Origin of the sequence: Pilosibacter sp. YYHA0881, assembly GCF_051602715.1 — a bacterium.
Classification (GTDB): Bacteria; Bacillota; Clostridia; order Lachnospirales; family Lachnospiraceae; genus Alitiscatomonas; species Alitiscatomonas aceti.
Genome location: NZ_CP175657.1, coordinates 1,678,835 through 1,703,131 on the forward strand (window position 1 = coordinate 1,678,835; position 24,297 = coordinate 1,703,131).

The 24,297-nt window shown below is 54.6% G+C and carries 22 protein-coding genes; 3 read left to right on the forward strand and 19 right to left on the reverse strand.

Features of this window, described 5'->3' with window-relative positions:
* Positions 1–21 precede the first annotated feature (21 nt).
* The 4 genes from tyrS to ACI6NM_RS07830 form a co-directional block, all read right to left on the reverse strand.
* Positions 22–1,245, reverse strand: a complete 1,224-nt coding sequence (tyrS, locus tag ACI6NM_RS07815) for a tyrosine--tRNA ligase (protein WP_215655186.1) — start codon at positions 1,243–1,245, stop codon at positions 22–24.
* 509 nt (positions 1,246–1,754) lie between these two features.
* Positions 1,755–2,930, reverse strand: coding sequence for a M20 metallopeptidase family protein (locus ACI6NM_RS07820; protein ID WP_262426816.1), 1,176 nt, complete (start codon positions 2,928–2,930; stop codon positions 1,755–1,757).
* 15 nt (positions 2,931–2,945) lie between these two features.
* Positions 2,946–4,280 (reverse strand): sodium/glutamate symporter, encoded by a 1,335-nt coding sequence (locus ACI6NM_RS07825; RefSeq protein WP_252207842.1) that lies wholly within the window; start codon positions 4,278–4,280, stop codon positions 2,946–2,948.
* Positions 4,281–4,302: 22 nt separating this feature from the next.
* A complete protein-coding gene (locus tag ACI6NM_RS07830) occupies positions 4,303–5,034 on the reverse strand; it encodes a creatininase family protein (RefSeq protein ID WP_262426817.1) in 732 nt (243 codons plus the stop codon).
* Positions 5,035–5,159: 125 nt separating this feature from the next.
* Between ACI6NM_RS07830 and ACI6NM_RS07835 the strand changes: the two genes are divergently transcribed.
* Positions 5,160–6,056 (forward strand): LysR family transcriptional regulator, encoded by an 897-nt coding sequence (locus ACI6NM_RS07835; RefSeq protein ID WP_337810899.1) that lies wholly within the window; start codon positions 5,160–5,162, stop codon positions 6,054–6,056.
* Here the strand turns inward: ACI6NM_RS07835 and ACI6NM_RS07840 are convergent.
* Genes ACI6NM_RS07840 through pth form a run of 3 tightly spaced genes read right to left on the reverse strand, consistent with a single transcriptional unit; the run spans position 6,051 to position 10,857 of the window.
* The gene (locus tag ACI6NM_RS07840) at positions 6,051–6,650 is read right to left on the reverse strand and encodes a hypothetical protein (protein ID WP_262426819.1); all 600 of its coding nucleotides are present in this window, start codon (positions 6,648–6,650) and stop codon (positions 6,051–6,053) included. The two genes, ACI6NM_RS07835 and ACI6NM_RS07840, sit on opposite strands and share 6 nt — an antisense overlap.
* 7 nt (positions 6,651–6,657) lie before the next feature.
* A complete protein-coding gene (gene mfd, locus ACI6NM_RS07845; RefSeq protein ID WP_262426820.1) occupies positions 6,658–10,257 on the reverse strand; it encodes a transcription-repair coupling factor in 3,600 nt (1,199 codons plus the stop codon).
* A 21-nt stretch (positions 10,258–10,278) separates the two neighbouring features.
* On the reverse strand, positions 10,279–10,857 hold the full coding sequence (gene pth, locus ACI6NM_RS07850; RefSeq protein ID WP_158358838.1) for an aminoacyl-tRNA hydrolase: 579 nt from the start codon (positions 10,855–10,857) through the stop codon (positions 10,279–10,281).
* Between the two features lie 171 nt (positions 10,858–11,028).
* On the opposite strand from pth, the gene ACI6NM_RS07855 reads away from it, so the two are divergent.
* Positions 11,029–12,429: an MATE family efflux transporter gene (locus ACI6NM_RS07855; RefSeq protein WP_262426821.1), complete on the forward strand. Its 1,401-nt coding sequence runs from the start codon at positions 11,029–11,031 to the stop codon at positions 12,427–12,429.
* An 84-nt stretch (positions 12,430–12,513) separates the two neighbouring features.
* Positions 12,514–13,917 carry an NAD(P)/FAD-dependent oxidoreductase gene (locus tag ACI6NM_RS07860; RefSeq protein ID WP_262426822.1) on the forward strand — a complete coding sequence of 468 codons (1,404 nt, stop codon included), beginning with the start codon at positions 12,514–12,516 and terminating at the stop codon, positions 13,915–13,917.
* Between the two features lie 131 nt (positions 13,918–14,048).
* Here ACI6NM_RS07860 and ACI6NM_RS07865 read toward each other — a convergent pair whose 3' ends face one another.
* The 12 genes from ACI6NM_RS07865 to recA all read right to left on the reverse strand — a co-directional run bounded on the left by ACI6NM_RS07865 (position 14,049) and on the right by recA (position 24,043).
* On the reverse strand, positions 14,049–14,423 hold the full coding sequence (locus tag ACI6NM_RS07865; protein WP_262426823.1) for an MmcQ/YjbR family DNA-binding protein: 375 nt from the start codon (positions 14,421–14,423) through the stop codon (positions 14,049–14,051).
* Positions 14,424–14,547: 124 nt separating this feature from the next.
* Positions 14,548–15,426, reverse strand: coding sequence for a tyrosine recombinase (locus ACI6NM_RS07870; protein ID WP_158358834.1), 879 nt, complete (start codon positions 15,424–15,426; stop codon positions 14,548–14,550).
* 210 nt (positions 15,427–15,636) lie between these two features.
* Positions 15,637–16,182 (reverse strand): hypothetical protein, encoded by a 546-nt coding sequence (locus tag ACI6NM_RS07875; protein ID WP_262426824.1) that lies wholly within the window; start codon positions 16,180–16,182, stop codon positions 15,637–15,639.
* A 78-nt stretch (positions 16,183–16,260) separates the two neighbouring features.
* Positions 16,261–16,797 carry an NUDIX domain-containing protein gene (locus ACI6NM_RS07880; protein WP_262426825.1) on the reverse strand — a complete coding sequence of 179 codons (537 nt, stop codon included), beginning with the start codon at positions 16,795–16,797 and terminating at the stop codon, positions 16,261–16,263.
* A gap of 19 nt (positions 16,798–16,816) precedes the next feature.
* Positions 16,817–17,614, reverse strand: coding sequence for a pyrroline-5-carboxylate reductase (gene proC, locus ACI6NM_RS07885; protein WP_022272985.1), 798 nt, complete (start codon positions 17,612–17,614; stop codon positions 16,817–16,819).
* A gap of 46 nt (positions 17,615–17,660) precedes the next feature.
* Entirely contained in the window at positions 17,661–18,473 is an 813-nt protein-coding gene (locus tag ACI6NM_RS07890; RefSeq protein ID WP_262426826.1) for a MetQ/NlpA family ABC transporter substrate-binding protein, read from the reverse strand.
* Between the two features lie 122 nt (positions 18,474–18,595).
* Positions 18,596–19,255 (reverse strand): methionine ABC transporter permease, encoded by a 660-nt coding sequence (locus ACI6NM_RS07895; protein WP_158358830.1) that lies wholly within the window; start codon positions 19,253–19,255, stop codon positions 18,596–18,598.
* The gene (locus ACI6NM_RS07900; protein ID WP_158358829.1) at positions 19,245–20,264 is read right to left on the reverse strand and encodes a methionine ABC transporter ATP-binding protein; all 1,020 of its coding nucleotides are present in this window, start codon (positions 20,262–20,264) and stop codon (positions 19,245–19,247) included. Before ACI6NM_RS07900 ends, ACI6NM_RS07895 begins: the two co-directional genes overlap by 11 nt.
* A gap of 115 nt (positions 20,265–20,379) precedes the next feature.
* Positions 20,380–20,514 carry a hypothetical protein gene (locus tag ACI6NM_RS07905; protein WP_022272990.1) on the reverse strand — a complete coding sequence of 45 codons (135 nt, stop codon included), beginning with the start codon at positions 20,512–20,514 and terminating at the stop codon, positions 20,380–20,382.
* A 274-nt stretch (positions 20,515–20,788) separates the two neighbouring features.
* Positions 20,789–22,333: a ribonuclease Y gene (gene rny, locus ACI6NM_RS07910; RefSeq protein ID WP_022272991.1), complete on the reverse strand. Its 1,545-nt coding sequence runs from the start codon at positions 22,331–22,333 to the stop codon at positions 20,789–20,791.
* Between the two features lie 82 nt (positions 22,334–22,415).
* Positions 22,416–22,937: a regulatory protein RecX gene (locus tag ACI6NM_RS07915; protein ID WP_262426827.1), complete on the reverse strand. Its 522-nt coding sequence runs from the start codon at positions 22,935–22,937 to the stop codon at positions 22,416–22,418.
* Positions 22,937–24,043 (reverse strand): recombinase RecA, encoded by a 1,107-nt coding sequence (gene recA, locus ACI6NM_RS07920; RefSeq protein WP_215654128.1) that lies wholly within the window; start codon positions 24,041–24,043, stop codon positions 22,937–22,939. The genes ACI6NM_RS07915 and recA overlap by 1 nt, the downstream gene beginning before the upstream one ends.
* Between the last annotated feature and the right edge of the window lie 254 nt (positions 24,044–24,297).

Sequence of the window (24,297 nt, forward strand, 5' to 3'; positions counted from 1 at the left end):
CCCCGCAGTCCATGCATTTCCTTATTTTACTGTCACACGGCGGAAATTCTTCTTTCCTCTCTTTACAACGATGCCGTCGCCGGAAAGCTGTTCCTTTGTGTAAACCGTTTTAATATCCTTTACAGCTTCGCCGTCCACAGATACGCCGCCCTGCTCCACATTTCTTCTGGCCTCGGAGCGGGATCCGCAGAGACCGGATTTCTGTACGATGGACAGGATATCGATGGCGCCGTCGGTAAAGTCGTCATCAGAGAGCTCGGCTGTGGGCATTTCTGCTGCATTACCGCCTGCAAACAGGGCCCTTGCGCTCTCCTGGGCCTTTTTGGCCTCCTCATCGCCGTGTACCAGGGCAGTCAGCTCGTAGGCTAAGATCTCCTTGGCTTCGTTTAACTGGCTTCCTTCCCATTTATCCATTTCATCGATCTGCTCTAAGGGCAGGAAGGTCAGCATCCGCAGGCACTTTAACACGTCGGCGTCGGCGATGTTTCTCCAGTACTGGTAGAACTCAAAGGGACTTGTCTTATTGGGATCCAGCCATACGGCTCCGGACTGGGTCTTGCCCATCTTCTTGCCCTCGGAGTTCAGAAGCAGGGTGATGGTCATGGCATGGGCGTCTTTTCCAAGCTTTCTCCGGATCAGCTCCGTGCCGCCTAACATGTTGCTCCACTGGTCGTCGCCGCCGAACTGCATGTTGCAGCCGTATCTCTGGAACAGCTCGTAGAAATCGTAGCTCTGCATCAGCATGTAGTTGAACTCCAGGAAGCTTAAGCCCTTTTCCATTCTCTGCTTGTAGCACTCGGCGGTCAGCATACGGTTCACAGAGAAATGCGGTCCGATCTCTCTTAAGAAATCAACGTAGTTCAGATCCAGGAGCCATTCCGCATTGTTTACCATCATAGCCTTTCCGTCGGAAAAGTCGATGAAACGGCTCATCTGCTTTTTAAAGCAGTCGCAGTTGTGCTGGATGGTCTCCACGGTCATCATCTGGCGCATATCGCTTCTGCCGGAGGGATCTCCCACCATTCCGGTGCCGCCGCCGATCAGGGCGATGGGCTTATTGCCTGCCATCTGTAAACGCTTCATTAAGCAGAGAGCCATGAAATGGCCCACATGCAGGCTGTCGGCAGTGGGGTCGAAGCCAATGTAGAATACGGCCTTTCCCTCATTTACCATTTTCCGGATCTCTTCCTCATTTGTCACCTGGGCGATCAGGCCTCTTGCCTGTAATTCCTCGTAAACTCCCATCTTCTCATTCTCCTTTTTCTGTGATCTCTGTATTCTGTTTCGTTGGCCGATTTCCGCACAGAAGGGGCAGAAATGAAGCGCCCCTGGATCCCAATCCCAGAAACGCCGTGAAAACAAAAAAGCCCCGCCCTTCTGTTTCAAAAGGACGAGGCCAACGGCTCGTGTTACCACCTAATGTTCCCGCATAACTCACATTATACGGCTTATGAAGTCTCCTTACAGGACTCCGGCCCTTTAACGTGGGCCCCTCCGTCGCAGCCTACTGAACGGACTGCCGCTCTTCCTCCCAGACATGCTCCGGGATTCCAGGCAGGCTTTCGCGGTTCGGTGCGAAGCTCCGAGATGTATTCACGGCTCCGATCCCGCGCGCCTCTCACCCTCCGGCAGCTCTCTGTGCGGATCCTGTGGACCGTTACTGGTTCTCTTCATTGCTGATACCTGTTTGGTTTTCAGCCGTCACCGGCTATAAGCCACATTATAGGGAGGGCGGGAGGGTTTGTCAAGATATATTATCTTAAATATTCTGCGGCGAGCCTTCCAAAGGTCACAGCCCCGGCCAGGACTGCCCGCTCGTCAAACCGGATCCCTCCGTTATGGAGAGGCAGACGGGTCGCCGGATCCTCACTGGCTGTCCCGATGCGGAACATGGCTCCGGGAACAAGTTCCAGATAGCGGGCAAAATCCTCCGATCCCATGGACGGCGTTTCCAGGGTCACGACGTTTTCGCTTCCCAGCTCTTCCGCTGCCGCCTTCCGGATCCGCTCCACAACTGCCGGATCACAGATCACCGCCGGAACTCCCCTTTTATATTCCACCTCACAGGAAGCCCCCAGGGCCTCTGCTCCATGACAGGCGATCTGCCGGATCTTCTCCTCCATCAATGCCCTGGTCTCACGGCTTACGGTCCGTACTGTTCCTTCCATGGTGACCGTATCCGGGATCACATTGGCTGCTGTTCCTCCTTCGATACTTCCCATGGTCAGCACCGCTGCTTCCAGGGGAGCCACAGATCTGGAAACCACCGTCTGCAGCTCTGCCAGGATATAAGCGGCCGCTGTAATAGGATCGACACTTTTATGTGGATGGGCTCCATGTCCTCCCCTTCCCTTTACCGTCAGGGACACGCTGTCTGAAGAGGCCATAAAAGAACCGCTCCTTACTCCAACGGTTCCGGCCGGGAGATCCGGCCAGCAATGAAGTCCCACGGCGAAGTCAGGTTGGTATTTTTCAAACAGCCCGCTGTCGATCACCGACTGGGAACCGTTCAACTTCTCTTCTGCCGGCTGGAACAGAAATAATACTGTGCCTGCTAAATCCTTCTTTATCCCTCCCAGGATCCGGGCAGCCAGGAGAAGGGCAGCTGTATGGATATCATGGCCGCAGCTATGGCAGACTCCCTTCTTCTCCGATGCAAAGGGAAGGCCAGACCGCTCCTCCACCGGAAGAGCGTCCATATCTGCCCGCAGCAAGATCGTTCTGCCAGGCCGTTCCCCCGCTAAAACACCTATAACTCCAGTCTCCAGAGGCAGCTCTGCAATGGATATCCCGTATTCCCGAAGCTTTTCTCTTACCAGTGCCGAGGTCTCCTTTTCCTCCATCGAAAGCTCCGGCTGCTGATGGATCCTTCTGCGGAGCTCTACGGCATCCTCAAAATACTGCTCCGCCATTTTCCGTATATTGCTCATGCTTTCCATCCTTTTCTACGACTTTTTTACCGTTCTTCCAAACAGCAGGGTGCCGGCTGCTAGGAAAGCTGCCAGAAAACCAGCCGTTCCCAGAGTGACCAGTACAGGGCTTGCCAGGATCATCATGGGTCCAATGGTATTATAGGGCTGCTGCCAGAAGGAACCGAGGGTGCTGGATCCGGAAACGCTCTCTGCTGCCAGAGTATCGCCATTGGGGTCCAGGACCTTGATCAGAAGAAGTCCTGTCGCCAGGCTTCCGGTACACTGACCATATGCGCCCATGGCCATTTCAAACCAGTCTTTTCCATACCACTTTTTGGCCAGTACGATACAGATCACAGCCGTTACTGCCGTAATTGCAGCCGATGTCAGAAGGATCGGAACAAGATAGGAAGCCAGCACGCTCAATTTTATAGTTGCCACATTCATGGCAATGGCGTATTCCAGAGCCACGCCAGAGATCCGCTTCATACTTCCCCGGTCAATATACTGGTTATACTTCGTCTTGCTGATCGCCACTCCAATGATGGCTCCCATGATGAGGCACATGGTATAAAGCGGGATCCGCTCCCAGAATGGGAACACTTTAATGATCGCTTCCCGAAGAAAATGGGAGACCGCGATGATCGTACCGACGATCATCATCTGGAACGCCATGGGATCGATCACGGACGGATTTGAGATTCCCATCGCTGCCGGCTTTCTCTGCTCCGCAGGAAGAATACCGGTTATATCCTTTTTCTCCACATAGCTGCTGTCCATTTTCTGTCTGGTATAGCCTTTTTTCGCTCCCCAGTTGATGATCCACATACCGCCGATCACGGCCACGAACATACCGATGGTGGCATAGGTCAAGGCAATACCCATGGCTTCCTCCCAGCCCTCAGTGGCAAAGCAGCCGCCCATGATCCCGGCGGAACCATGACCGCCGTAGAATCCGGATACGGGAAGGAGTCCCATGGCGTAAGGCACATTATCCATGAACGTGGACAGTAAGAAAGCGATCCCCAGTCCCACTAACACCTGGGCCATGAATACCACTCCAGTCACACAGGTGGTAGACAGCACATCTCTCCCGAACTTTCCTGTGGACGTACCCAAAAATGAAGTGGCAAAAATAAATGCAAACAGAAAGTTGGTCCACTGGGAGATCCACTCGCTGAACTGAAGATGGACCGGTGAAAACTGGCCCAGCACCTGCGGACCCAGAAGCAGTCCAAGGATCCCTGCGATCAGAGATGTGGGAATATAATACTTATAAAAAAACGGGATCTTCTGCCGGATCAGGAACGCCAGGAACAAAAGCACGCTGACGGCAGAAATGTCGATCAATACAGTAGTCAGTGTCATATCATCCATCCCCCTCTCTTTTTTAACGGAAGTTCTGCTCCATATACGCCGCGATCCGGTCCACACACCGGGTCACGATCTTTTCCCCTTTTTCCCTGGTAGCCACCGTTGCGTCGCCGATGGTCCCGTTGGGCGTCCTGTCCGTAAACCGGCCAAAGCCAATGAAATCCGGAAAATCCCCTGCCGGGATCGGCTCCACTCTGGAGAGCTCGTCCATATCCACCAGCTCCGGGTAAAGATACAGCATTACAGAGGTTCCGCATTCGCTGGCATGGCCGTGGGCCATCTGCCCGCTGTACTGGAAAATATCGCTGCCGTTGGCGTTGGTAAACCTCCACCAGTCGATCTGCACCAGCCGGATATCGTGTTCATTCAGATATTTTTTTCCAATGTAATTTACCGTATCCACGTTTCCCGCATGACCGGTGATAAACACAAAATTCTTCGCCCCATCCTTAATGAGCTTTCCTACCAGGAAATCCAGCCAGTCCTCTAAGATCTTTCTCGGCATGGCAAAGGTACAGGGGAAGGAGGCCAGGGCTGAGGATTCTCCGGCTTCAATGGTAGGCGCGATCAATGCACCGGTCTTTTCTGCCACCAGCTCTGCGATCCGCTTTGCCGCGATCAGATCGCTGCCCATGGGAAGCTGCGGGCCGTAGATCTCACAGGCCCCGGTGGGAATGATCACCGTTGGATTTTCGGCCAGTCTCTTTAAATATTGTTTTCCGCTCATTTCTCTGATATAATTTGTCATAATCTTAAGTCTCCTTTCCGTTTCCGGTTTTGTTGAGACAATTTTAGCATCGGGGATCCATAATGTGAAATGAAGAAAAAGTGTCACGTTATGCAGAAAACAAATGTCCGCAAAGGAGAGATGAAATGAACTTAGAAAATATGAAATGCTTTATCAGCCTGGCGGAATGTCTGAACTTCACCAAGGCTGCCGATAAAGAGCATATTACCCAGACCTCCATGAGCCGGAAGATCAGCAGTCTGGAAGAGGAGCTGAATGTCCGCCTGTTTTACCGTGATAATCATTCGGTCGTCCTTACAGATGCCGGGCGGGAGTTTTATATCCAGGCCCAGAGGCTTCTGGAGGCATATAATGCCTCCATTGAAACGGTCCAGAATATCCACCAGGGCTTTACCCGATCGCTGAAGATCGGCGTGGGGATTTATGAAAGCGAGCTCTTGAGCCCCTTTCTGGGAACTTACGTCTCTGATCATCCGGACCTGCGGATCACCTGTCTCCAGTACAGCTACCGGGAGCTTTTAAAGCGCTTTGAACAGAACCTTCTGGATGTCATCATCACCAGTGACCAGTTCCTGGCCGGGATCCAGAAAGAATATTTTAACGCTGCTATGATCTATGAGCATGATTGGAGACTGGCTATCTGCCGGGAATCCCCGCTGGCCTCCCTGGAAAGGATCTCATCATCTGACCTGGAAAACGAAGTCCTTATCACCATGTACGATGGCAGCATTTCCCAGATTTCTGATCACTATAAGCCCTTTTTCCGTTTCCGCGATATTATCCATGTCAACTCATATGACACGAAAATGATGATGGTCAACGCGGGCCTGGGATTCGGAATGATCCCCGATTTTATCCGTCTCGGGAAGTATGACCATGTAATAAAAAAGAGCTTTGCATTTCCTTATCTGCCAAGGAAATTTTATGCTCTCTGCCGGAAAAACGATCCTAATTTTTATGTAAATGAATTTTTCGGGGAATATGTGGAATTTACAGCGGAAGGAAACGGGGCAGCTTCATAGCTGCCCCACGTTAAGATCTCTTTCTTTTCCCTTCAGATACATCCTTACCAGCGTACTGGCCACCAGTTCCAAGTGCATGATCACCATTACGACAAACATTTGATCACCGGCATCTGCGATAAAAATCCCAGAATTTTTATACACCAATAGGAGCAGTGCAATGCTTACCCAGGGTATCCCCCAAAACCAGCCCCCTTTTAAGAAAAGCCGCAGACCCGGAGAATTTACCAGGTAATAGATCACCAGCGCTATGGTAAACCATGCAAGAGCATCATAGCGGCGAAACTCCGGCCCATGGGCGGCCAGTCTCGGAACCGCGTTTCCCAGGATCATAAATTCGGCAAGGACCAACACATCAAAAAGTTCCCCTCGAAGCTCCTTCAGTTCCAGATCTCCCACTGGCGTGTGCCGGCCCGCCAGCCATCGGACCGCCCGGTCTCCGTTCTTCCAGACCAGCAGAAACAATGCAATCCGCAAAAGCATGATCCCCAGTAAAAGATACCGGGCTGCCTGGCCTGGCTGTGTCCATGAAAAAAGACAGATCAGTCCCCATGCGATCTGGAACAGGAACCAGTACATATCATTTTTTCTCATACCGGGTTCACCCCCTCTGGCCTGCCAGTCCCCCCAGCCGTTCCAATATCTCCCTGGCCTTCTCCATCATGGGGCCGCAGTCCTTATTCTTATTCCGCTTATCCTGGTAGAACATCATGGGCTTTTCTCCCTGGACGAACCGCAGGGCGTTCTTGTATTCCCCGATGAGTCCCGGAATACCGGAAACGTCTAACTTCGCCTTGGGATACAGCTCCATACGGATCTCCTGGCGGTTGACGGCCACCTCGGTCACATAGGCCCGGTGGGCTGCGGCCTTTAACTCCGCCACCTTCAGAAGATTTTCCACCGGTCCGGGGATATCTCCAAACCGGTCGATGAGCTCATCCTGCATGTCCATGTATTCCTCTTCGTTCTCAATAGCCGAGATCCGTTTGTATACATCCAGCTTCAGATACTCGTTCTTAATATATCCGTCGGGGATAAAGGCGTCGATGTCGCAGTCCACCACAGTCTCGAATCTCTCCTCCTCTGTGGTCTCTCCCTTAAGGGCCAGGACGGCCTCATTTAACATCTTGCAGTACAGATCATACCCCACGGCCTCCATGTGGCCGTGTTGCTCCGCTCCCAGGATGTTCCCCGCCCCGCGGATCTCCAGATCCCGCATGGCGATCTTAATGCCGGAGCCCAGCTCCGTGAATTCCCGAATGGCCTGGAGGCGCTTTTCCGCCTCCTCCCGCAGCATTTTGTCCCGCTTGTACATGAGGAACGCAAAGGAGGTGCGGTTGGAACGGCCGATGCGCCCGCGGATCTGGTAAAGCTGGGAAAGGCCCAGCCGGTCCGCGTCATGGATGATCATGGTATTGGCATTGGGGATATCCAGCCCCGTTTCGATGATGGTGGTGGATACTAAAACGTCGATGTCGCCGTTGACAAAATCCAGCATGATCCGCTCCAGCTGACGCTCGTTCATCTGCCCATGGGCAAAGGCCACCTGGGCATCGGGCACCAGAGAGGCCACATGGCCTGCGATCTCATCGATATTGCTGACTCTGTTGTATACATAATATACCTGACCGCCCCGGGCCAGCTCCCGGTGGATGGCCTCCCTGACCATCTCGTCATTGTACTCCATCACATACGTCTGGATGGGTACACGCTCCATGGGCGGCTCCTCTAAAACGCTCATATCCCGGATCCCGATGAGGCTCATGTGGAGAGTCCTGGGAATGGGGGTGGCAGTCAGGGTCAGCACATCCACGTTCTGCTTCAGCTGCTTGATCTTTTCCTTGTGGGCCACGCCGAACCGCTGCTCCTCGTCGATGATGAGCAGGCCCAGGTCCTTGAACTGCACGTCCTTGGAGAGCACCCGGTGAGTGCCGATGACGATGTCCACAAACCCCTTTTTCAGCCCCTCCAGAGTCTTTTTGATATCCGCCGGGGTCTTAAACCGGGACATCAGATCCACCCGCACCGGAAAGTCCTTCATCCTCTGGATAAAAGTATTGTAGTGCTGCTGGGCCAGGATGGTGGTGGGAACCAGGTAGACCACCTGCTTTCCCTCCTGGACCGCCTTGAAGGCCGCCCGGAGAGCGATCTCGGTCTTTCCGTAGCCCACATCGCCGCAGATCAGCCGGTCCATGATCTTCCGGCTCTCCATGTCCTTTTTTGTGTCCTCGATGGCGGAAAGCTGGTCGTCGGTCTCCTCATAGGGGAACATCTCTTCAAATTCCTTCTGCCAGACCGTGTCCTCCCCGTAAACGAAGCCCTCGGCGTCCTGGCGGGCGGCGTAAAGCTCCACCAGCTCCTTTGCGATCTCCCGCACAGCCGTGCGTACCCGGGTCTTTGTCTTTCCCCATTCGGCCCCGCCTAATTTATTGAGCTTCGGCGTCTTCGCATCGGCTCCGGCGTACTTCTGGATCCCGTCCAGGCGGGTAGCCAGAAGATAGAGATTTCCGCCGTCGGCATACTCCACCTTGATATAATCCTTGATCACATGGTCCTGCTCGATCTTTTCGATCCCCCGGTAGATACCCAGGCCATGGCTCTCATGGACCACATAATCTCCCACGGACAGCTCGGAAAAGTTGCTGATCTTCTTGCCCTCGTAATTGTACTTTTTCCTTTTCTTCTGGCGGCGCTCGTTTCCGAACATGTCGCCTTCCGTAATGACCACAAATTTGATCAGCGGATATTCAAAGCCCTTATGGAGCTTTCCATAGGTCACCAGGATCTCCCCCGGGCTCACCGGACGGCTGGGATCCTCGGGGCAGAAGGCCCGCAGATCGTACTCTCTCAGATCCCCTGCCAGACGGCTGGCCCTGGTCCGGGACGCAGAAAGGAGCACCACCCGGTAGCCTTCCTTTTTCCAGCGGGTCAGGTCCTTGATCAGAAGCTCAAAGCCGTTCTGGTAGGAACTGACATTTTTTCCCGTGATGCTGTATTTCTTCTTAACGGCCATGCCCGGAAGCCGCTGGTCCAGACCCGTCATAAAAATGGCCTCCGGCGTCTGGGCCGCCGCCAGCACAGCCTTTGCGGAAAATAAAAGATCCGTCTGGCCCGGAAGCAGATACCCCTTTTCCAGACGGTGGCTCATGCTCTCCCGGAACTCAGTTTCCACCACTCCGGCCTTTTCCAAAAGCCTCTGGGGCTCATCTAAAAATATGGCAAGGCCTGCGCGCTCCCCAGAGCCGCCGTTTCCGGCGAGAGCTCCGTCCGTCCGGTCCGTTCCCGCCGCTTCCTTCATGTACTCCAGAAACGACACCGTCTCCTTACAGAAATACCGGATATATCCGTCCAGGGCGTGGGTGTCAAAGCCCTCCCTTAAGGCCTCGCACAGCTCCCCCACGGCAGTCTTGATCCGGTGGGCCTCCTCGGGCTTTCCTGCCTCCCGGAAGGCCTTTTCCTGCTTTTTCCCTTCCTTTTCGATCCGGTCTGTGCCGTTTTCCATCTGCTCCTTTGTTAATGTCAGCTCCGCCGCCGGATAGATCAGCACCGAATCCATCTGGGTAATGGATCTCTGGCTCTCCGGATCAAAGGACCGGATGGAGTCCACCTCGTCTCCCCACAGCTCGATCCGCACCGGAAGCTCCTCGGTCAGAGGGAAAATATCAATGATTCCGCCTCGGATGGAAAACTGGCCCATTCCGTCCACCTGGCCCGTCCGCTCGTAGCCCAGATCCCGGAGCCGTTCCTTCATATCCCCGATATCCAGGACCTCTCCGGACTCCACCAGGATCCGCCGCTCCTTCATCATGGAAAGAGGGAGAAGATGGTCCATGAGGCCGTCCACCGTGGTCACCACGGTCCCGCCAACATCCTCCATCAGGTGCTTAAACACCTGCATCCGCTGTCTGGTCAGAAGGTTTCCATGGATATCGGAGCTGTAAAACAGAAGATCCCTGGCGGGATACAGCCATGTATTCTTTTCAAAATAGCTGAAGTCATCGTAAAGCTCCCTGGCCCTGGTATCGTCGTGAGTCACAACTAACCTCCAGGCCTTCTCCTCCGAAACCTGGTACATCACATGGACCTTCTGGGAATCGGTGACGCCGCAGATCTGGACGGGTCCTTTCCCTTTCATAAGATCCTGCTTCATGTCTCCATATTCTGCCAGCTCCGTCAGCGGATTTGCAAATATCTCTCCCATTCTTCTCCTCTCCCGATCCTTTTACGCCTGGCCGTCCTTCTTCCGGTTATGGCTGTTCATGGCATGGTCGATCCCTTCCTCCACTGCCTCCATGACCGCGTCGGCCGCTTCCTTTACTGCGTCCTCCATGATCTTTCTCTCGCCCTGGGAAAAATGGCCCAGCACATAGTCGGCCAGATCCATCCTGGGCGGCTTTTCTCCCACGCCCACCCGGACTCTGGGGAACTCCTGGGTACCCAGATGGGCGATGATGCTCTTGATCCCGTTGTGGCCTCCGGCGCTTCCCTTGGCCCGGATCCGAAGCTGGCCGGGAGCCAGGCTGATGTCGTCATAGACCACCAGGATGTCCTCCGGGTCCACCTTATAATAATCGGCAGCCGCCCGGATGCTCTCGCCGCTGGAATTCATATACGTCTGGGGCTTTAAAAGGATCACCTTCTGCCCCCCGATCACAGCCCTGCCGCAGAGGGCCTTGTGCTTTTTCTCCGATATGTCGGCTCCCAGCTTATCTGCCAGGGCGTCCAGCACCATGAAGCCGGCGTTATGGCGTGTATTTTCATATTCCTTTCCCGGATTCCCGAGACCTGCTATTAAAAACATATGGTATATTTTCTCCTTTATCCCATGATTTATGGTTTTACTATTCTATCAGTTTTATCCATGACTTACAAGTCCCAAATCCTTTGCTCCTCCTCTTCCAATTCCTGCCGTTTTCCAGTATACTATGGGCATGGGGTATTTTATTAAATTCTTACATTGGGGGTATCTTTTATGAACATGCTTCAGATGAGCGAGGCCATGCGGGACGGCCGCTCCATCTCCTTAAAAAGCCAGACCCAGCTGATCATCGCCCTTTCCATTCCGGCGATCCTGGAACAGCTGGTCATGACGCTCATGAGCTATATCGACACCGCCATGGTGGGCAGCCTGGGTCCGGGAGCCACGGCGGCCATCGGCGTGGTAGCCAGCTCCATCTGGCTAATGAACGGCCTGACCAGCGCCATTGCCGTGGGCTTTTCCGTCCAGATCGCCCAGTACCTGGGAGCCGGACGGGACGGAGACAGCCGGAACGTCCTGTGCCAGTCCATCCTGTTTAACGTTTTGTTCGGTGTGGTCATGGCCGCAGCAGCCATCGGCATCGGGCAGGTCCTGCCGGAGCTTCTGGGCTCTGATCCGGAGATCGCCCCGGCGGCCAGGTCCTACTTCTGTACGGTGGCCTTCTTCTTCCCGTTTTCCATGGCCTCCGCCCTGTACTCCAGCATCCTGCGGTGCAGCGGAAACATCCTGCTGCCCAGCATCATGAACGTGGGCATGTGCGTGTTTGACGTGATCTTTAACTTTATCTTCATTTACCCGCCCCGGGACATCGGCGGCTTCCACGTCTGGGGAGCCGGCCTCGGCGTCCAGGGCGCGGCTCTGGGCACAGGACTTGCCCAGGCCTGCGTGGCCGTGACCCTTCTTCTGGGCATCATCTGCCGCAGGGGACCGCTCCGCTTCCAGGGAAACGAGACCTGGCGCTTCACAAAGCCGTGCATGAACAACATGCTGCGCCTGTCCACGCCCACGGCTCTGGAGCGCATGGCCCTTTCCCTGGCCCAGATCGTCATGACCTCTGTGGTGGCCGGAATGGGCACCGTGGCCGTGGCCTCCAACTACGTAGCTGTCCAGACTGAGAGCATCTGCTATCTTCCCGCCTTCGGCGTTGCCTCTGCCGCCACCGCCCTTGTGGGCCAGAGCATCGGAGCCCGGCGGCTGGATATGGCAAAGCGGTTCGCCTACGGGACCACGATCTTAGGCTCCATCCTGGTATTTTTCATGGCGCTCTTAATGTTCGGCTTCGCGCCCTTCCTCACCAGCCTCCTGACAGCTGACACGGAGGTAGCGGAGGTCAGCGCCGGACTTCTGCGGATCGTAGCCTTCTCAGAACCGCTGTTTGCCGTCAGCATCGTCGCCACCGGCGCGCTCCGGGGAGCCGGGGACAGCAAGGCCCCGTTCTTCATCAACCTGTTTACCATGTGGGGCGTCCGTGTCATGACGGTTCTGGTGTTCACCCATCGGTTCGGCGTCACCGGCGTATGGATCTCTATGACTGCCGAGCTGATCACCCGCGGCATCGTGTTCCTGATCCGCCTGCTGCGGGGCCGCTGGCTGAAAATGCCGGTGCTGTTCTGATCGATTGTTCCCAGACGTATTTTATGGTATAATAGACTGGCTGCGGTTCCCGGACTGCGGCCAGTTTATGATTGGGGGTATTCTATGAACAACAGAACAGATTTTGATGTGATCATCATCGGCGCGGGGCCGTCGGGCATCTTCTGCGCCTACGAGCTCATAAAGGAGCGGCCTTCCTTAAACATACTCATGGTGGAAAAGGGCCGTCCCATTGAAAAGCGGGTATGCCCCAAGCGTACCACCAAGGTCTGCGTGGGGTGCAGGCCATGCAGCATCACCACCGGCTTTGCGGGAGCCGGCGCGTTTTCTGACGGAAAGCTCTCCCTGTCTCCGGATGTGGGAGGGAACCTGCCGGATATCCTGGGATATGACAAGGCCCTGGAGCTGATCCATGAATCCGACGATATCTATCTGAAATTCGGGGCAGACACAAAGGTCTACGGCGTCGATAAGCAGAAGGAGATCCAGGAGATCCGCCGGAGGGCCATCATGGCAAACTTAAAGCTCATCGAATGTCCCATCCGTCATCTGGGCACTGAAGAGGGCTATAAGATCTACACCCGCCTCCAGGAACACCTGTTAAGCAGCGGGGTACGGATCGAATTTAATACCATGGTCCAGGATATCCTCATCGAGGACGGCTGTGCCAGAGGGATCCTCACCGATAAGGGAGAAACGTATTACGCCAGGGAGATCGTGTCCGCCATTGGCCGCGAGGGCTCCGACTGGTTCTCCCATGTGTGCAGGGACCACGGGATCGAGACAAAGGTCGGCACCGTGGACATCGGCGTCCGCGTGGAGGTCCGGGACGAGGTCATGGAGTTTTTAAATAAGAACCTCTACGAGGCCAAGCTGGTGTATTATACCCCCACCTTCGACGATAAGGTGCGTACCTTCTGTACCAATCCGTCGGGAGAGGTGGCCACAGAGTATTACGAAAATGGCCTGGCGGTGGTCAACGGCCATGCCTACAAGTCCCAGGAATATAAGACCCACAACACCAACTTTGCCCTTCTGGTGTCCAAAAACTTCACCAAGCCCTTTAAGACGCCCATCGAATACGGCAAGCATGTGGCCCAGCTTTCCAACATGCTGTGTGACGGAAAGATCCTGGTGCAGACCTTCGGCGATTTCCTCCGGGGCCGCCGGACCACTGAGGAACGGCTCTGCCGGAACAATCTGATCCCCACCTTAAAGGACGCAGTGCCTGGAGATCTGTCCCTGGTGCTGCCCCACCGGATCATGGTGGACATCAAGGAAATGCTCCTGGCCCTGGACAAGGTAACGCCCGGGATCGCCAGCGACGAGACCCTGCTTTACGGCGTGGAGGTGAAATTCTACTCCAATAAGGTGGTGGTAAATAAGGATTTCGAGACCAGTATCCCGGGACTCCGGGCCATCGGAGACGGCGCGTCTGTGACCCGCGGACTCCAGCAGGCCTCCGCCAACGGACTGTCGGTGGCAAGGAGTATTCTGGAGAAGCTGTAAAATAGGGACGCCCCCATATCCTCCCAAAGAAAGCATCGCTTTGGGAGGACATGGGGGCTTTGATAAAGTGCGGGCTGCGGTAAGATATGGGGGAGTGAGGGCTGGGGATGGGTTGGGAACTCCTGGAGGGATTATTTTGAATGCTGGGGGCTGGAGCTGGGGGAGGTCAGGTCGAAGCTTAGGGCCAGGAGATTTTTTATAGCGGCGTCCAGCTCTGGTTCGTTCAGAAGGATGCTGAGCCATTTTTCTTTGTTCATGTGCCAGGCGGGGAAGAATCCGGGCTGGGTGCGGCAGGAGGCAGCCAGGATTGGGTCGCATTTTACGTTCAGGAGCTCTGCGGTCCCCTCTCCCGGAAGCCCCAGTTTATTTTTTCCTGTTTCCAGGATCACTCCATACCATTTTTTGTTGTCTTTGTGACGGAGGACAGCGTTTCTGTCCTTCCACGGATACTCCGGCTCTGTGCCGTATTGGTCCATGCACCAGGCGAACAGTTCCTGTCGTGTCATTCTCTTTCCTCCTCCTGATCCGGTATCTGCGTTTTCCGGTATTCCTCTTCCAGTTCTTCTGCCAGGTATGCATCCGGAAGATCCCCCTTCACAGAGCGGCGCGTTCTCTGGGAAGGGGGATCTCCTATCTCCTGTGATGTGCTTCCGGGTCTGTCCCGCAGAGTCCGGCATAGGCGGCGTACATCTGGGTGGTGGCGGGATCAGCATGGCCCATCATGGTCTGGACAGCCTTCACATCGGCCCCGCCGCCGATCAGATGGGCCGCAAAGGAATGGCGCAGGGTATGGGGCGTGATGTCCTCCTGGATCCCTGCCTTTTCCCCGTAATATTTCACGATCTTCCAGAAGCCCTGGCGGCTCATGAGGCCGCCGCTGCAGTTGATGAAAAGCCAGGGCGCGTCCCCGCCCTTTACAAGAGCCGGGCGGGCTGTTTCCAGATATCTTGAAAGTGCCTCCTTGGCCACGCGGCCGAAGGGTACGGCCCGCTCCTTATATTCGTCCCGGCAGGTAATGAAGCCCACAGCCATATTCACATCGGAAAGCTCCAGATGGATCAGCTCCGATACGCGGATCCCGGTGGCGTAAAGGAGCTCCAGCATAGCCTTATCCCGGATCTCCTTGGCAGAATCCCCCGACGGCTGGGCCAGCAGGCGGTCCACCTCCTCCACGGTCAGGATCACCGGAGCCTTTTTTTCGATCCTGGGCGCATGGATGGATTCTGACGGATCCTTTCTGATCCGCCCGCGCTTAAATTCGTATCCGAAAAACGCCTTCATGGACGCCAGGTTCCTGGACACCGTAGACGCCGCCTTCCCTTCCTTCTCCAGCATCAGCACATAGGAATTCAGCGCTGTCCTTGTGACCCGGGACAGCTCCCGGATCCCCATTCCTTCCAGGAACGCCGCCATCTGCATTAAATCTCTCTGATAGGAAACGCGGGTATTTTCTGAAGCATGCTTTTCCGCCTCCAGATACTCCGCGAACCGTCTGATCTCTTCTTTCATCTCAATCTGCACGATCCCCCGTGATCTTCTCTCATACACGATCCTGCCCAAAACGGGCTGTTTTCCTCATTATAGTCTCACTTTTCCATAAAATCAAACACATTTTTACCCCTTTTCTCCCACTTTCCAGGCGGTTTCCATAAAAAGCCCAACATGTGGCGCTCCCCGGACAGCGGCCTTCCACATATTGTAAAAAGATTTTTCCACCGTTCATCCGGTGATCCAGGCAGTTATCCACGGATTCACAAAGCTTTCCGCCGCTGCTCCCAGGACCGCTGCCAGGACCAGCGCCAGGGCCGCAGGCGCGGTCATCTTCTTTTTCTCCTCCTCCATCCACCAGGCCGTCACATAAAATACAGCCATGTACGGCACAGCCTGGGGAAAGACCAGGGCCAGATACCGGAAGATCCCGGAAAGCCCGCTCCCCATGGTCAGGCTGCTGACGGTCACCGCCGTGGAAAAACCCAGGTAGGCCGCCGTCCCCATAAAAAGAAACGGAGCCGCCGGCGTCATGGAGAACAGGATCAGGCAGAAGGCCTCCCCCAGCCGTTTTCTTAAAACCGTAAAAAACAGCCCCATGAAATCCAGCTTTAACAGCATGGCTGCCGTGACCATCCCACTCCCCGCATCCCTAAGCGCCTCCTTCCATCCGGAATCCGGCCAGTTGCAGAACAGCGTCCCGGCGGCGGCTCCCAGGAGCAGAAAAAAGGACAGCCAGAATCCTGGGCTGTCCTTCCTGTTTCCGAAATTTCCCATGGCATCCCCCATACAGTACAGGCTTCTTTTGTTCCCACTATATGACGGCCATGTCCGGTCTATTCCATTTTTATCCGTTCACCGGATCCCTTCCCGCTGGGCATATGCCATGATGGCAGCCACCGTCTTTCCGTCGGTGAGCTTTCCTCCGTAGATCAGCTCCAGCAGGTCCTTTACCTCCCATTCCTCCACATCGATGCTTTCGTCTGCGTCCAGGTGCTGCTCTGTCTTTACCAGATCCCTGGCCACAAACAGGTCGATGGCCTCGTCGCAGAATGCCACTGTTGTGTTGATGGTCATGAGGTATTCCATGGTCTCCGCTTTAAACCCGGTCTCCTCCTCCAGCTCCCGGTACGCACATTCGATCCGGGGCTCGTCCGGCGCATCCACCTTTCCGGCCGGCAGCTCCAGGGTAAACCGGTCCAGGGCGTTCCTGTACTGGCGCACCATTAAAAGCTTTCCTTCCTTTGTCACCGGCAGTACTGCTGCCGCCCCGTCGTGGTGGATATAATCATACGTTTCCTGGATCCCATTAGCCACCACCGTATCCCTGTATACCTTAAGGATCGTCCCGGTGTACGCCAGCTCCCGCTCCAGGCGGATCGTTTTTTCCATAACCGCTTTCTCCTCCCGCCTATTTTAACCGCTTATTTTTCTCGTAGTTGGCGTCGCAGGCCTTTATGATGGAGCTACGGAAGCCTCCCTCCTCCAGGGCCGCCACACCCTCGATGGTGGTGCCGCCGGGTGAGCAGACCATATCCTTTAGCTCGCCTGGATGCTTTCCGGTCTCCAGGACCATTTTTGCGCTTCCCAGAACTGCCTGGGCAGCCATCCGGTACGCCATCTGGCGGGGCAGGCCGTTCTTCACACAGCCGTCGGCCAGGGCCTCGATGAACATGTATACATAAGCCGGGGAACAGCCGCTGGCGCTTCCCACCACATCCATGAGCCGCTCCTCCACCAGTTCCATTTTTCCAAAGGAAGTGAACAGTGTATGGAGAAGCTCCTTTTCCTCCTGGGTGAACAGGGCTTCATCATAGCAGACTCCCGTCATGCCCTCACCCACCATAGCCGGTGTGTTGGGCATGGAGCGGACCACCCGGACCTGGCCTCCCAGGCCCTCTGTCAGGTCGGAAATGGTGTATCCGGCTGCAATGGAGATGATCACCTGGTCCTTCGTCACCACGTCTTTGATCTCCCCAAAAACCCGGGGCAGCACCTGGGGCTTTACAGCCAGGACCAGGTACTTTGCCTGTCTGGCGCACTCTGCGTTGGAGCCCGCATGGGGAACCCCCGTCTCCCTGGTGACCTGCTCCATTTTTTCCTCATGGGCAGAGGAAAAGATCATATCCTCCGGGGAAAATTCCTTTAAAAGCCCCTTCATGATGGCAGTCGCCATGTTGCCCATTCCAATAAAACCGATTTTTGCCATTTCCATTCCCTCCTGAGATGTTCCCGCACAGGGGAGGGCCGCTTTTCTATGAAAGCGGAACCACGGCCCCCTCATACGTTTCTTCAATAAACTTCTTTACTTCCCCGCTCTTTAAGGCATCCACCAGAGCCTTGATCTTTTCATCATTCTCATGGCCCTTCTGGACAGCTACCACATTTCCGTAGGTAGTGGCGCCGATGGATTCTGAATCCTCACATACAAGAGCGTCCGCCACCTTTAAACCTGCTGCGATGGCATAGTTTCCGTTGATGACAGCCAGATCCACGTCCTGGAGAGAACGGGGAAGCTGGGCTGCCTCCATTTCAATGATATCGAAATTTCTCGGATTGTCAACGATATCCTGCTTGGTTGCCGTAAGTCCTGCGCCCTCCTTCAGACCGATGAGCCCCTGGGCCTCTAAAAGCAGGAGAGCCCTGGCTTCATTGGTGGTGTCATTGGGAACGGCGATCTGGGCTCCGTCTGCCAGCTCCTCCAGGGAAGCGGTCTTTCCGGCATAGATCCCAAAGGGCTCATAATGGATCACAGCCGCAGAAGCCAGCTCCGTCTTTTTCTCCGCATTAAATTCATCCAGATACGGCTGGTGCTGGAAATAGTTGGCGTCCAGGTCTCCGGCATCCAGGGCCACATTGGGCTGTACATAATCGTTATACTCTTTGATCTCCAGGGTATAGCCTGCCTTCTCCAGCACCGGCTTCGCCGCCTCCAGGATCTCTGCGTGGGGAGCCGGGCTGGCTCCTACGACGATGGTGGTGTCCTTACCGGAATCTTTGGAACCGCAGCCGGCTAAAAGTCCGGCCGCAAAAGCGACTGCCAGGAATGTATAAATGTTTTTTCTCATGATGATCTTTCTCCTTTTGATGTTTTCATTTATATCAAAACCGTTCCGCCCTCCGCCTGCGCGCTTTGGTTTTGGCCGGTCAGGATCTGATCCATACGTTTAAAGAGCCTTCTTCCGTGAGCCTAACGGGCCCTCCGGTCCACCTTTTTCACCAGGGTCATGCCCAGGGACTGGATCACCTGTACCAGGATCACTAAGAAGAGAATGGCGATCCACATGATGCCGTCCTCAAACCGGTAGTAGCCATAGTTGATGGCAACGGCTCCCAGGCCTCCGGCCCCGCAGAAGCCGGCCATGGCCGAGTATCCCAGAATGGTGGTCACTGCAATGGCCCCGTTGGTGATCAGAGATGGCTTCGCCTCCGGAAGGAGCACCTTTACGATGATCTGCCAGGTGGAAGCGCCCATGGATTTGGCCGCTTCGATGACTCCGGGATCTACTTCATTTAAAGATGCTTCCACGATCCTGGCCACATAGGGGGCCGACGCCAGGGTCAGAGGCACGATAATGGCCTTGGTTCCCACGCTGGTGCCCACCAGCTTTCTGGTGAAGTTCTGGATGGCGATCACCAGGATCAGGAACGGAACAGAACGGATCAGGTTGATGATCACGCCCAGGGCCTCCTGGGCCCTGGGGTTGGGACGGATCCCGTTCTTTGCCCAGACAACAAGCAGGATTCCCAGGGGGATCCCGATCACATAGGCCAGAGCCGACGATGCAAACGTCATGATCAGGGTATTTCCCAGTTCTTCTAAAAACAGAAATGCCAGATTAGAGTTCATTTTTTCCAACCTCCTCATAAGGTACTTTCGCCCGGTCCAGATACTGGAGGACCCTTTCGATGTCCGGCTCATGATCCGGCAGCTCAATGATCATCTGTCCTGCGGCCTTTCCCTTTATATCCCTGGTGGCTGCGTACATGATGTTCACCGGCACCTTACATGCCAGTACCACGTTGGAGATCACCGGCTCACTGGACGCCAGGCCGTCAAAGATAATACGGAACAGCCGTCCCGTTCCAAATTCTACTTTTTCCGCTGCGTCGCCCAGGATCAGCTGGCGGCCGATTTTGGACTTGGGCTCTGCGAACACCCGGGACACCTCGCCGATCTCTGCAATGTGGCTCTTGTCGATGATGGCCACCCGGTCGCAGACGGCTTCGATCACGGCCATCTCATGGGTGATGATGACGACTGTAATGCCCATGGACTGGTTGATCTCCTTCAAAAGCTGAAGGATCGCTTTGGTGGTATTGGGATCCAGGGCGCTGGTGGCCTCGTCACAGAGGAGTACCTTTGGATTGGTGGCGATGGCCCTGGCAATGGCTACCCTCTGCTTCTGGCCTCCGGAAAGCTGTGCCGGATATGCGTTTTCCCGGTCCTCCAGTCCCACCAGCTTTAAAAGTTCCCGGGCCCTGGCCTTTGCTTCTTCTCTGGGAGTCCCTGCGATCTCCATGGGGAAACAGATATTTCCCAGGACTGTCCTCTGGGCCAGCAGATTGAACTGCTGGAAGATCATTCCCATGGACTGGCGGACCTTTCTTAACTCAGCATCCTGCATTTCCGACAGGGGCTTTCCGTCATAATAGACCTCTCCCTCGGTGGGGACCTCCAGATAATTCATACACCGCACCAGGGTGCTTTTTCCTGCCCCCGAAAGGCCGATGATCCCGAAGATCTCCCCAGGCATGATCTCCAGACTGATGTCCTCCAGCGCCCGGACCGTTCCCTGGCTCCCTGTAAACGCTTTTCCAAGACCATCCATACGGATGATCGGAGTCTTATTTTCCATGCTTTTCTCCTTTTCTCCGGCGGACCGGCCGCTTTTTTCGCCGCCCGCGCAAACAAAAAACCGCAGCCCCTCAGGAACTGCGGTTTACCCTCTTTGTTGATCACAGGATATCTGACTACTCACAATCCATACAGGAATGATTCTGGTCTGCAATTTTTTCCACGCAAAAAATCATGCCGCACATGGCCATGCCGCACATCAGACCCATCATATTCATCTGTACTGATACGATCGCCGTTTTCTTGTTCATCCTGTTTCCTCCCGGGCGTTTGTACCACCCCGGCTTTCTCTGGTAACTTTTTGTTACTCTGGATTTTACACCACATTTTCTGAATCGTCAATACTTTTTTACAAATTAACGTAATAGTTCAGCCATGCGGAGAACTGTCACAAATTAACGCCGATAAACGTCTGCCCCAATGCGGTGTCCGGATCCAGTCCCCCTTCCGCCCCTATGACATAAAAAATCCGGCGGTACAGGGTCTCCCCGTATACCTCCGGATCTTTCTTATTGTTCTGTGCTCTTATTTTGCATAATCCGTTACTCTGGATTCCCGGATCACATTGACCTTGATCTGTCCCGGATATTCCAGCTCGGACTCCACCTTCTTAGAAATTTCTCTGGCCATCAGAACCATATCGTCATCGCTGACCTGTTCCGGTACGACCATGATACGTACCTCACGTCCTGCCTGGATCGCAAAGGACTTATCCACTCCTTTGAATGAATTGGTGATATCCTCCAGCTGCTTTAAGCGGTTGGTGTATGTTTCCAGCGTTTCTCTTCTGGCGCCGGGTCTTGCGGCAGAGATCGTATCTGCTGCCTGGACGATACAGGAGATCAGGCTGGTGGGTTCCACATCGCCATGATGGGATTCCACTGCGTTGATGACCGTAGCCGACTCCTTATATTTCTTACAGAGCTCGGATCCCAGCTGTACATGGGAGCCCTCCATCTCATGATCGACAGATTTTCCAATGTCGTGTAATAAACCGGCACGCTTTGCCAGTCTCACATCCACGCCGATCTCAGAAGCCAGCAGACCGGAAAGCTGGGCAACCTCGATGGAATGCTTCAATGCATTCTGCCCATAGCTGGTCCTGAACTTCATCTTTCCAAGGAGCTTCACCAGCTCCGGATGGATTCCATGGATCCCCACCTCCAGGGCGGCTGCCTCTCCTTCTTCGCGCATCATGTTCTCGACTTCCTTCTGCGCTTTCTCCACCATCTCCTCGATCCTGGCCGGATGGATACGTCCATCCACGATCAGACGCTCCAGGGCGATCCTGGCAACTTCTCTGCGGACCGGATCAAAGCCGGACAGTACGACGGCCTCCGGAGTATCGTCGATGATCAGCTCAACGCCGGTCATGGTCTCCAGAGTACGGATATTCCGTCCCTCTCTTCCGATGATGCGTCCCTTCATCTCATCACTGGGGAGCTGTACCACAGAAACTGTGGTCTCTGCCACATGGTCAGCCGCACATCTCTGGATGGCTGTGACCACATACTCCCTGGCCTTTTTGTCTGCTTCTTCCTTTGCCCTGGCTTCCAGCTCCTTGATGAGCTTGGCAGTGTCGTGCTTCACATCCGCTTCCACAGACTTCAGAAGATACTCTTTTGCCTGATCAGAAGTAAGACCGGAGATCTTTTCCAGCTCCTCCTGCTCTTTCGCAAACAGTTCCTCCACTTCGGCAGTGCGTTTCTTTAAAGAGTCCTCTCTGGACACCAGGCTGGACTCTTTCCGTTCCATTGCCTCTGCTTTTTTATCCAGATTTTCCTCTTTGCTGAGTACGCGGCGCTCATAGCGCTGAATCTCTGCCCTTCGTTCCCTGGTTTCCTTCTCCAGCTCATTTTTTGCCTTCAAATTCTCTTCCTTGGCTTCCAGGAGAGCTTCTTTTTTCTTCGTCTCTGCGACCTTCAATGCTTCATCTATTATTTCTCTGGACTTTTCCTCTGCGCTTCCGATCTTGCTCTCATAGCTTTTCTTCCGGTAAGCCACAGCTGCAAGCCAGGTAATAGGAGCCACAATAACCGCTGCGATCAACGCGCTTATTATTGGTGACACAGGAGCACCTCCTTTATTTAGTTTTCATTGTACAACACTTCAATTTTAAACTGTTTTATACATTATGTCAAGTATATTGCTTTCAATCTCTGTTTTTCCGTGCATAATTAATCATAGCCCTCTGGATGGCCTCATAAGCGAAGCCCTTTCGGGCCAGATATGCGGAGATTTTCTGTTTTTCCTCCCTTTCGGCTTCCTCTCCCCGGTAGCCCTTCTTTTCCAGGAGCCTTAGGATCTGCTCCTCCTCGTCCACAGGATTTTCCTCAAAGGCCGCATTTAACGTCTCCTCATCGATCCCCTTCTGACGCAGCTCAAAGACCATCTGCTTCCTGCTTTTCTTCCTCTGGTTCCGCTCTATATAACGGGCTGCATATTCTCCGTCGTCCAGATACCGGTGCGCCTTCACAAAACGGATGGCAGAATCAACAGAAGCCGGCAGAAATCCCTGTTCTGCCAGCTTCTTACGCAGTTCCCACTCGGTCTTACTGGAAAACTGGAGATAGTAGACGGCCTTGTTCCTGGCCTCTTTTTCATCCCCGGCATTCCCGGACTGTAAGGACGGTCCCTCCAACCCGGATACGCCTTCCAGCTTCCATTCCTTCATTATCTCTCCGCCTCTTCCTTTTCCATTCCAGCGGTCATATTTCCAGCATCTGCCGGCGCGACGCTCTCTCCGGCCGCCTCACCGGACGGTTCTCCGGCCGCCACGTGCTGGGCCTCCAGGCCGTGGAGCTCTCTCACCTGGTTTTCGATCTCCTCGCAGATCAGCGGATTCTGGGCCAGGTACTGCTTGGCATTCTCACGGCCCTGACCGATCTTTGCGCCCTTATAGGCGTACCAGGAGCCGCTCTTTTCCACGATATTGGCATCTGCCGCCAGATCCAGCACATCGCCTTCTCTGGAGATCCCTTTGCCGAACATAATATCAAATTCAGCCTCCTTAAACGGCGGTGCGATCTTATTCTTTACTACTTTTACCCGCACATGGTTTCCGATCACCTCACCGCTCTGCTTTAAGGACTCGGTCCTTCTCACATCCAGACGGACGGAGGAGTAGAACTTCAGCGCACGGCCGCCGGTGGTGGTTTCCGGATTTCCGAACATCACGCCTACCTTTTCACGGAGCTGGTTGATAAAGATCACGATACAGTTGGTCCGGCTGATCACTGCTGTCAGCTTTCTGAGGGCCTGGGACATGAGCCGGGCCTGAAGGCCCACATGGGAATCTCCCATATCGCCGTCGATCTCCGCCTTGGGCACCAGGGCTGCCACTGAGTCCACGATCACGATATCCACCGCTCCGGAACGCACCATCGTCTCTGTGATCTCCAGGGCCTGCTCTCCATTATCCGGCTGGGAAATATAAAGGTTATCGATATCCACGCCGATATTTTTCGCGTAGACGGGATCCAGGGCGTGCTCCGCATCGATAAAGCCGGCGATCCCTCCCCGCTTCTGTACCTCCGCCACCATATGAAGGGCAACGGTGGTCTTACCGCTGGACTCCGGGCCGTAGACCTCGATCACACGTCCCTTGGGAACGCCTCCCAGTCCCAGGGCAATATCCAGGCTTAAGGAACCGGTGGGCACCGTCTCGATATTCATATTTGCGCCGGAGTCTCCCAGCTTCATCACAGATCCCTTTCCATAGGCCTTCTCGATCTGGGTCAGGGCCGCGTCCAGGGCTTTCAATTTATCTTCTTTATTCATATTCATCCTCCAAATGCGAACAAACGTTCTATTATGCTCTAATCATAATATACTTCCAGGAAAAAGTCAACGATTTCTTCGGGAAACTTTGGCGGAACCGCCGGAAAACATAAGGCCGGGTGAGTGAGAAAGCCGGGACCTTTCAGATCTCTGGTCTGGCTTTATCATACCCGGCTTTTCCACCGCCGTCAATGGGCAAAAGCCACAAAAAACAGGAGGCTGGTTTTACACTCCAGGCCTTTTCCCGGAAGGAT

What these genes read in the sequence shown, in the direction of transcription:
- tyrS (WP_215655186.1), bottom strand. Translation starts at nt 1,245, where the DNA reads ATGGGAGTTTACGAGGAATTACAGGCAAGAGGCCTGATCGCCCAGGTG.
- ACI6NM_RS07820 (WP_262426816.1), bottom strand. Translation starts at nt 2,930, where the DNA reads ATGAGCAATATACGGAAAATGGCGGAGCAGTATTTTGAGGATGCCGTA.
- ACI6NM_RS07825 (WP_252207842.1), bottom strand. Translation starts at nt 4,280, where the DNA reads ATGACACTGACTACTGTATTGATCGACATTTCTGCCGTCAGCGTGCTT.
- ACI6NM_RS07830 (WP_262426817.1), bottom strand. Translation starts at nt 5,034, where the DNA reads ATGACAAATTATATCAGAGAAATGAGCGGAAAACAATATTTAAAGAGA.
- ACI6NM_RS07835 (WP_337810899.1), top strand. Translation starts at nt 5,160, where the DNA reads ATGAACTTAGAAAATATGAAATGCTTTATCAGCCTGGCGGAATGTCTG.
- ACI6NM_RS07840 (WP_262426819.1), bottom strand. Translation starts at nt 6,650, where the DNA reads ATGAGAAAAAATGATATGTACTGGTTCCTGTTCCAGATCGCATGGGGA.
- mfd (WP_262426820.1), bottom strand. Translation starts at nt 10,257, where the DNA reads ATGGGAGAGATATTTGCAAATCCGCTGACGGAGCTGGCAGAATATGGA.
- pth (WP_158358838.1), bottom strand. Translation starts at nt 10,857, where the DNA reads ATGTTTTTAATAGCAGGTCTCGGGAATCCGGGAAAGGAATATGAAAAT.
- ACI6NM_RS07855 (WP_262426821.1), top strand. Translation starts at nt 11,029, where the DNA reads ATGAACATGCTTCAGATGAGCGAGGCCATGCGGGACGGCCGCTCCATC.
- ACI6NM_RS07860 (WP_262426822.1), top strand. Translation starts at nt 12,514, where the DNA reads ATGAACAACAGAACAGATTTTGATGTGATCATCATCGGCGCGGGGCCG.
- ACI6NM_RS07865 (WP_262426823.1), bottom strand. Translation starts at nt 14,423, where the DNA reads ATGACACGACAGGAACTGTTCGCCTGGTGCATGGACCAATACGGCACA.
- ACI6NM_RS07870 (WP_158358834.1), bottom strand. Translation starts at nt 15,426, where the DNA reads ATGAAAGAAGAGATCAGACGGTTCGCGGAGTATCTGGAGGCGGAAAAG.
- ACI6NM_RS07875 (WP_262426824.1), bottom strand. Translation starts at nt 16,182, where the DNA reads ATGGGAAATTTCGGAAACAGGAAGGACAGCCCAGGATTCTGGCTGTCC.
- ACI6NM_RS07880 (WP_262426825.1), bottom strand. Translation starts at nt 16,797, where the DNA reads ATGGAAAAAACGATCCGCCTGGAGCGGGAGCTGGCGTACACCGGGACG.
- proC (WP_022272985.1), bottom strand. Translation starts at nt 17,614, where the DNA reads ATGGCAAAAATCGGTTTTATTGGAATGGGCAACATGGCGACTGCCATC.
- ACI6NM_RS07890 (WP_262426826.1), bottom strand. Translation starts at nt 18,473, where the DNA reads ATGAGAAAAAACATTTATACATTCCTGGCAGTCGCTTTTGCGGCCGGA.
- ACI6NM_RS07895 (WP_158358830.1), bottom strand. Translation starts at nt 19,255, where the DNA reads ATGAACTCTAATCTGGCATTTCTGTTTTTAGAAGAACTGGGAAATACC.
- ACI6NM_RS07900 (WP_158358829.1), bottom strand. Translation starts at nt 20,264, where the DNA reads ATGGAAAATAAGACTCCGATCATCCGTATGGATGGTCTTGGAAAAGCG.
- ACI6NM_RS07905 (WP_022272990.1), bottom strand. Translation starts at nt 20,514, where the DNA reads ATGAACAAGAAAACGGCGATCGTATCAGTACAGATGAATATGATGGGT.
- ACI6NM_RS07915 (WP_262426827.1), bottom strand. Translation starts at nt 22,937, where the DNA reads ATGAAGGAATGGAAGCTGGAAGGCGTATCCGGGTTGGAGGGACCGTCC.
- recA (WP_215654128.1), bottom strand. Translation starts at nt 24,043, where the DNA reads ATGAATAAAGAAGATAAATTGAAAGCCCTGGACGCGGCCCTGACCCAG.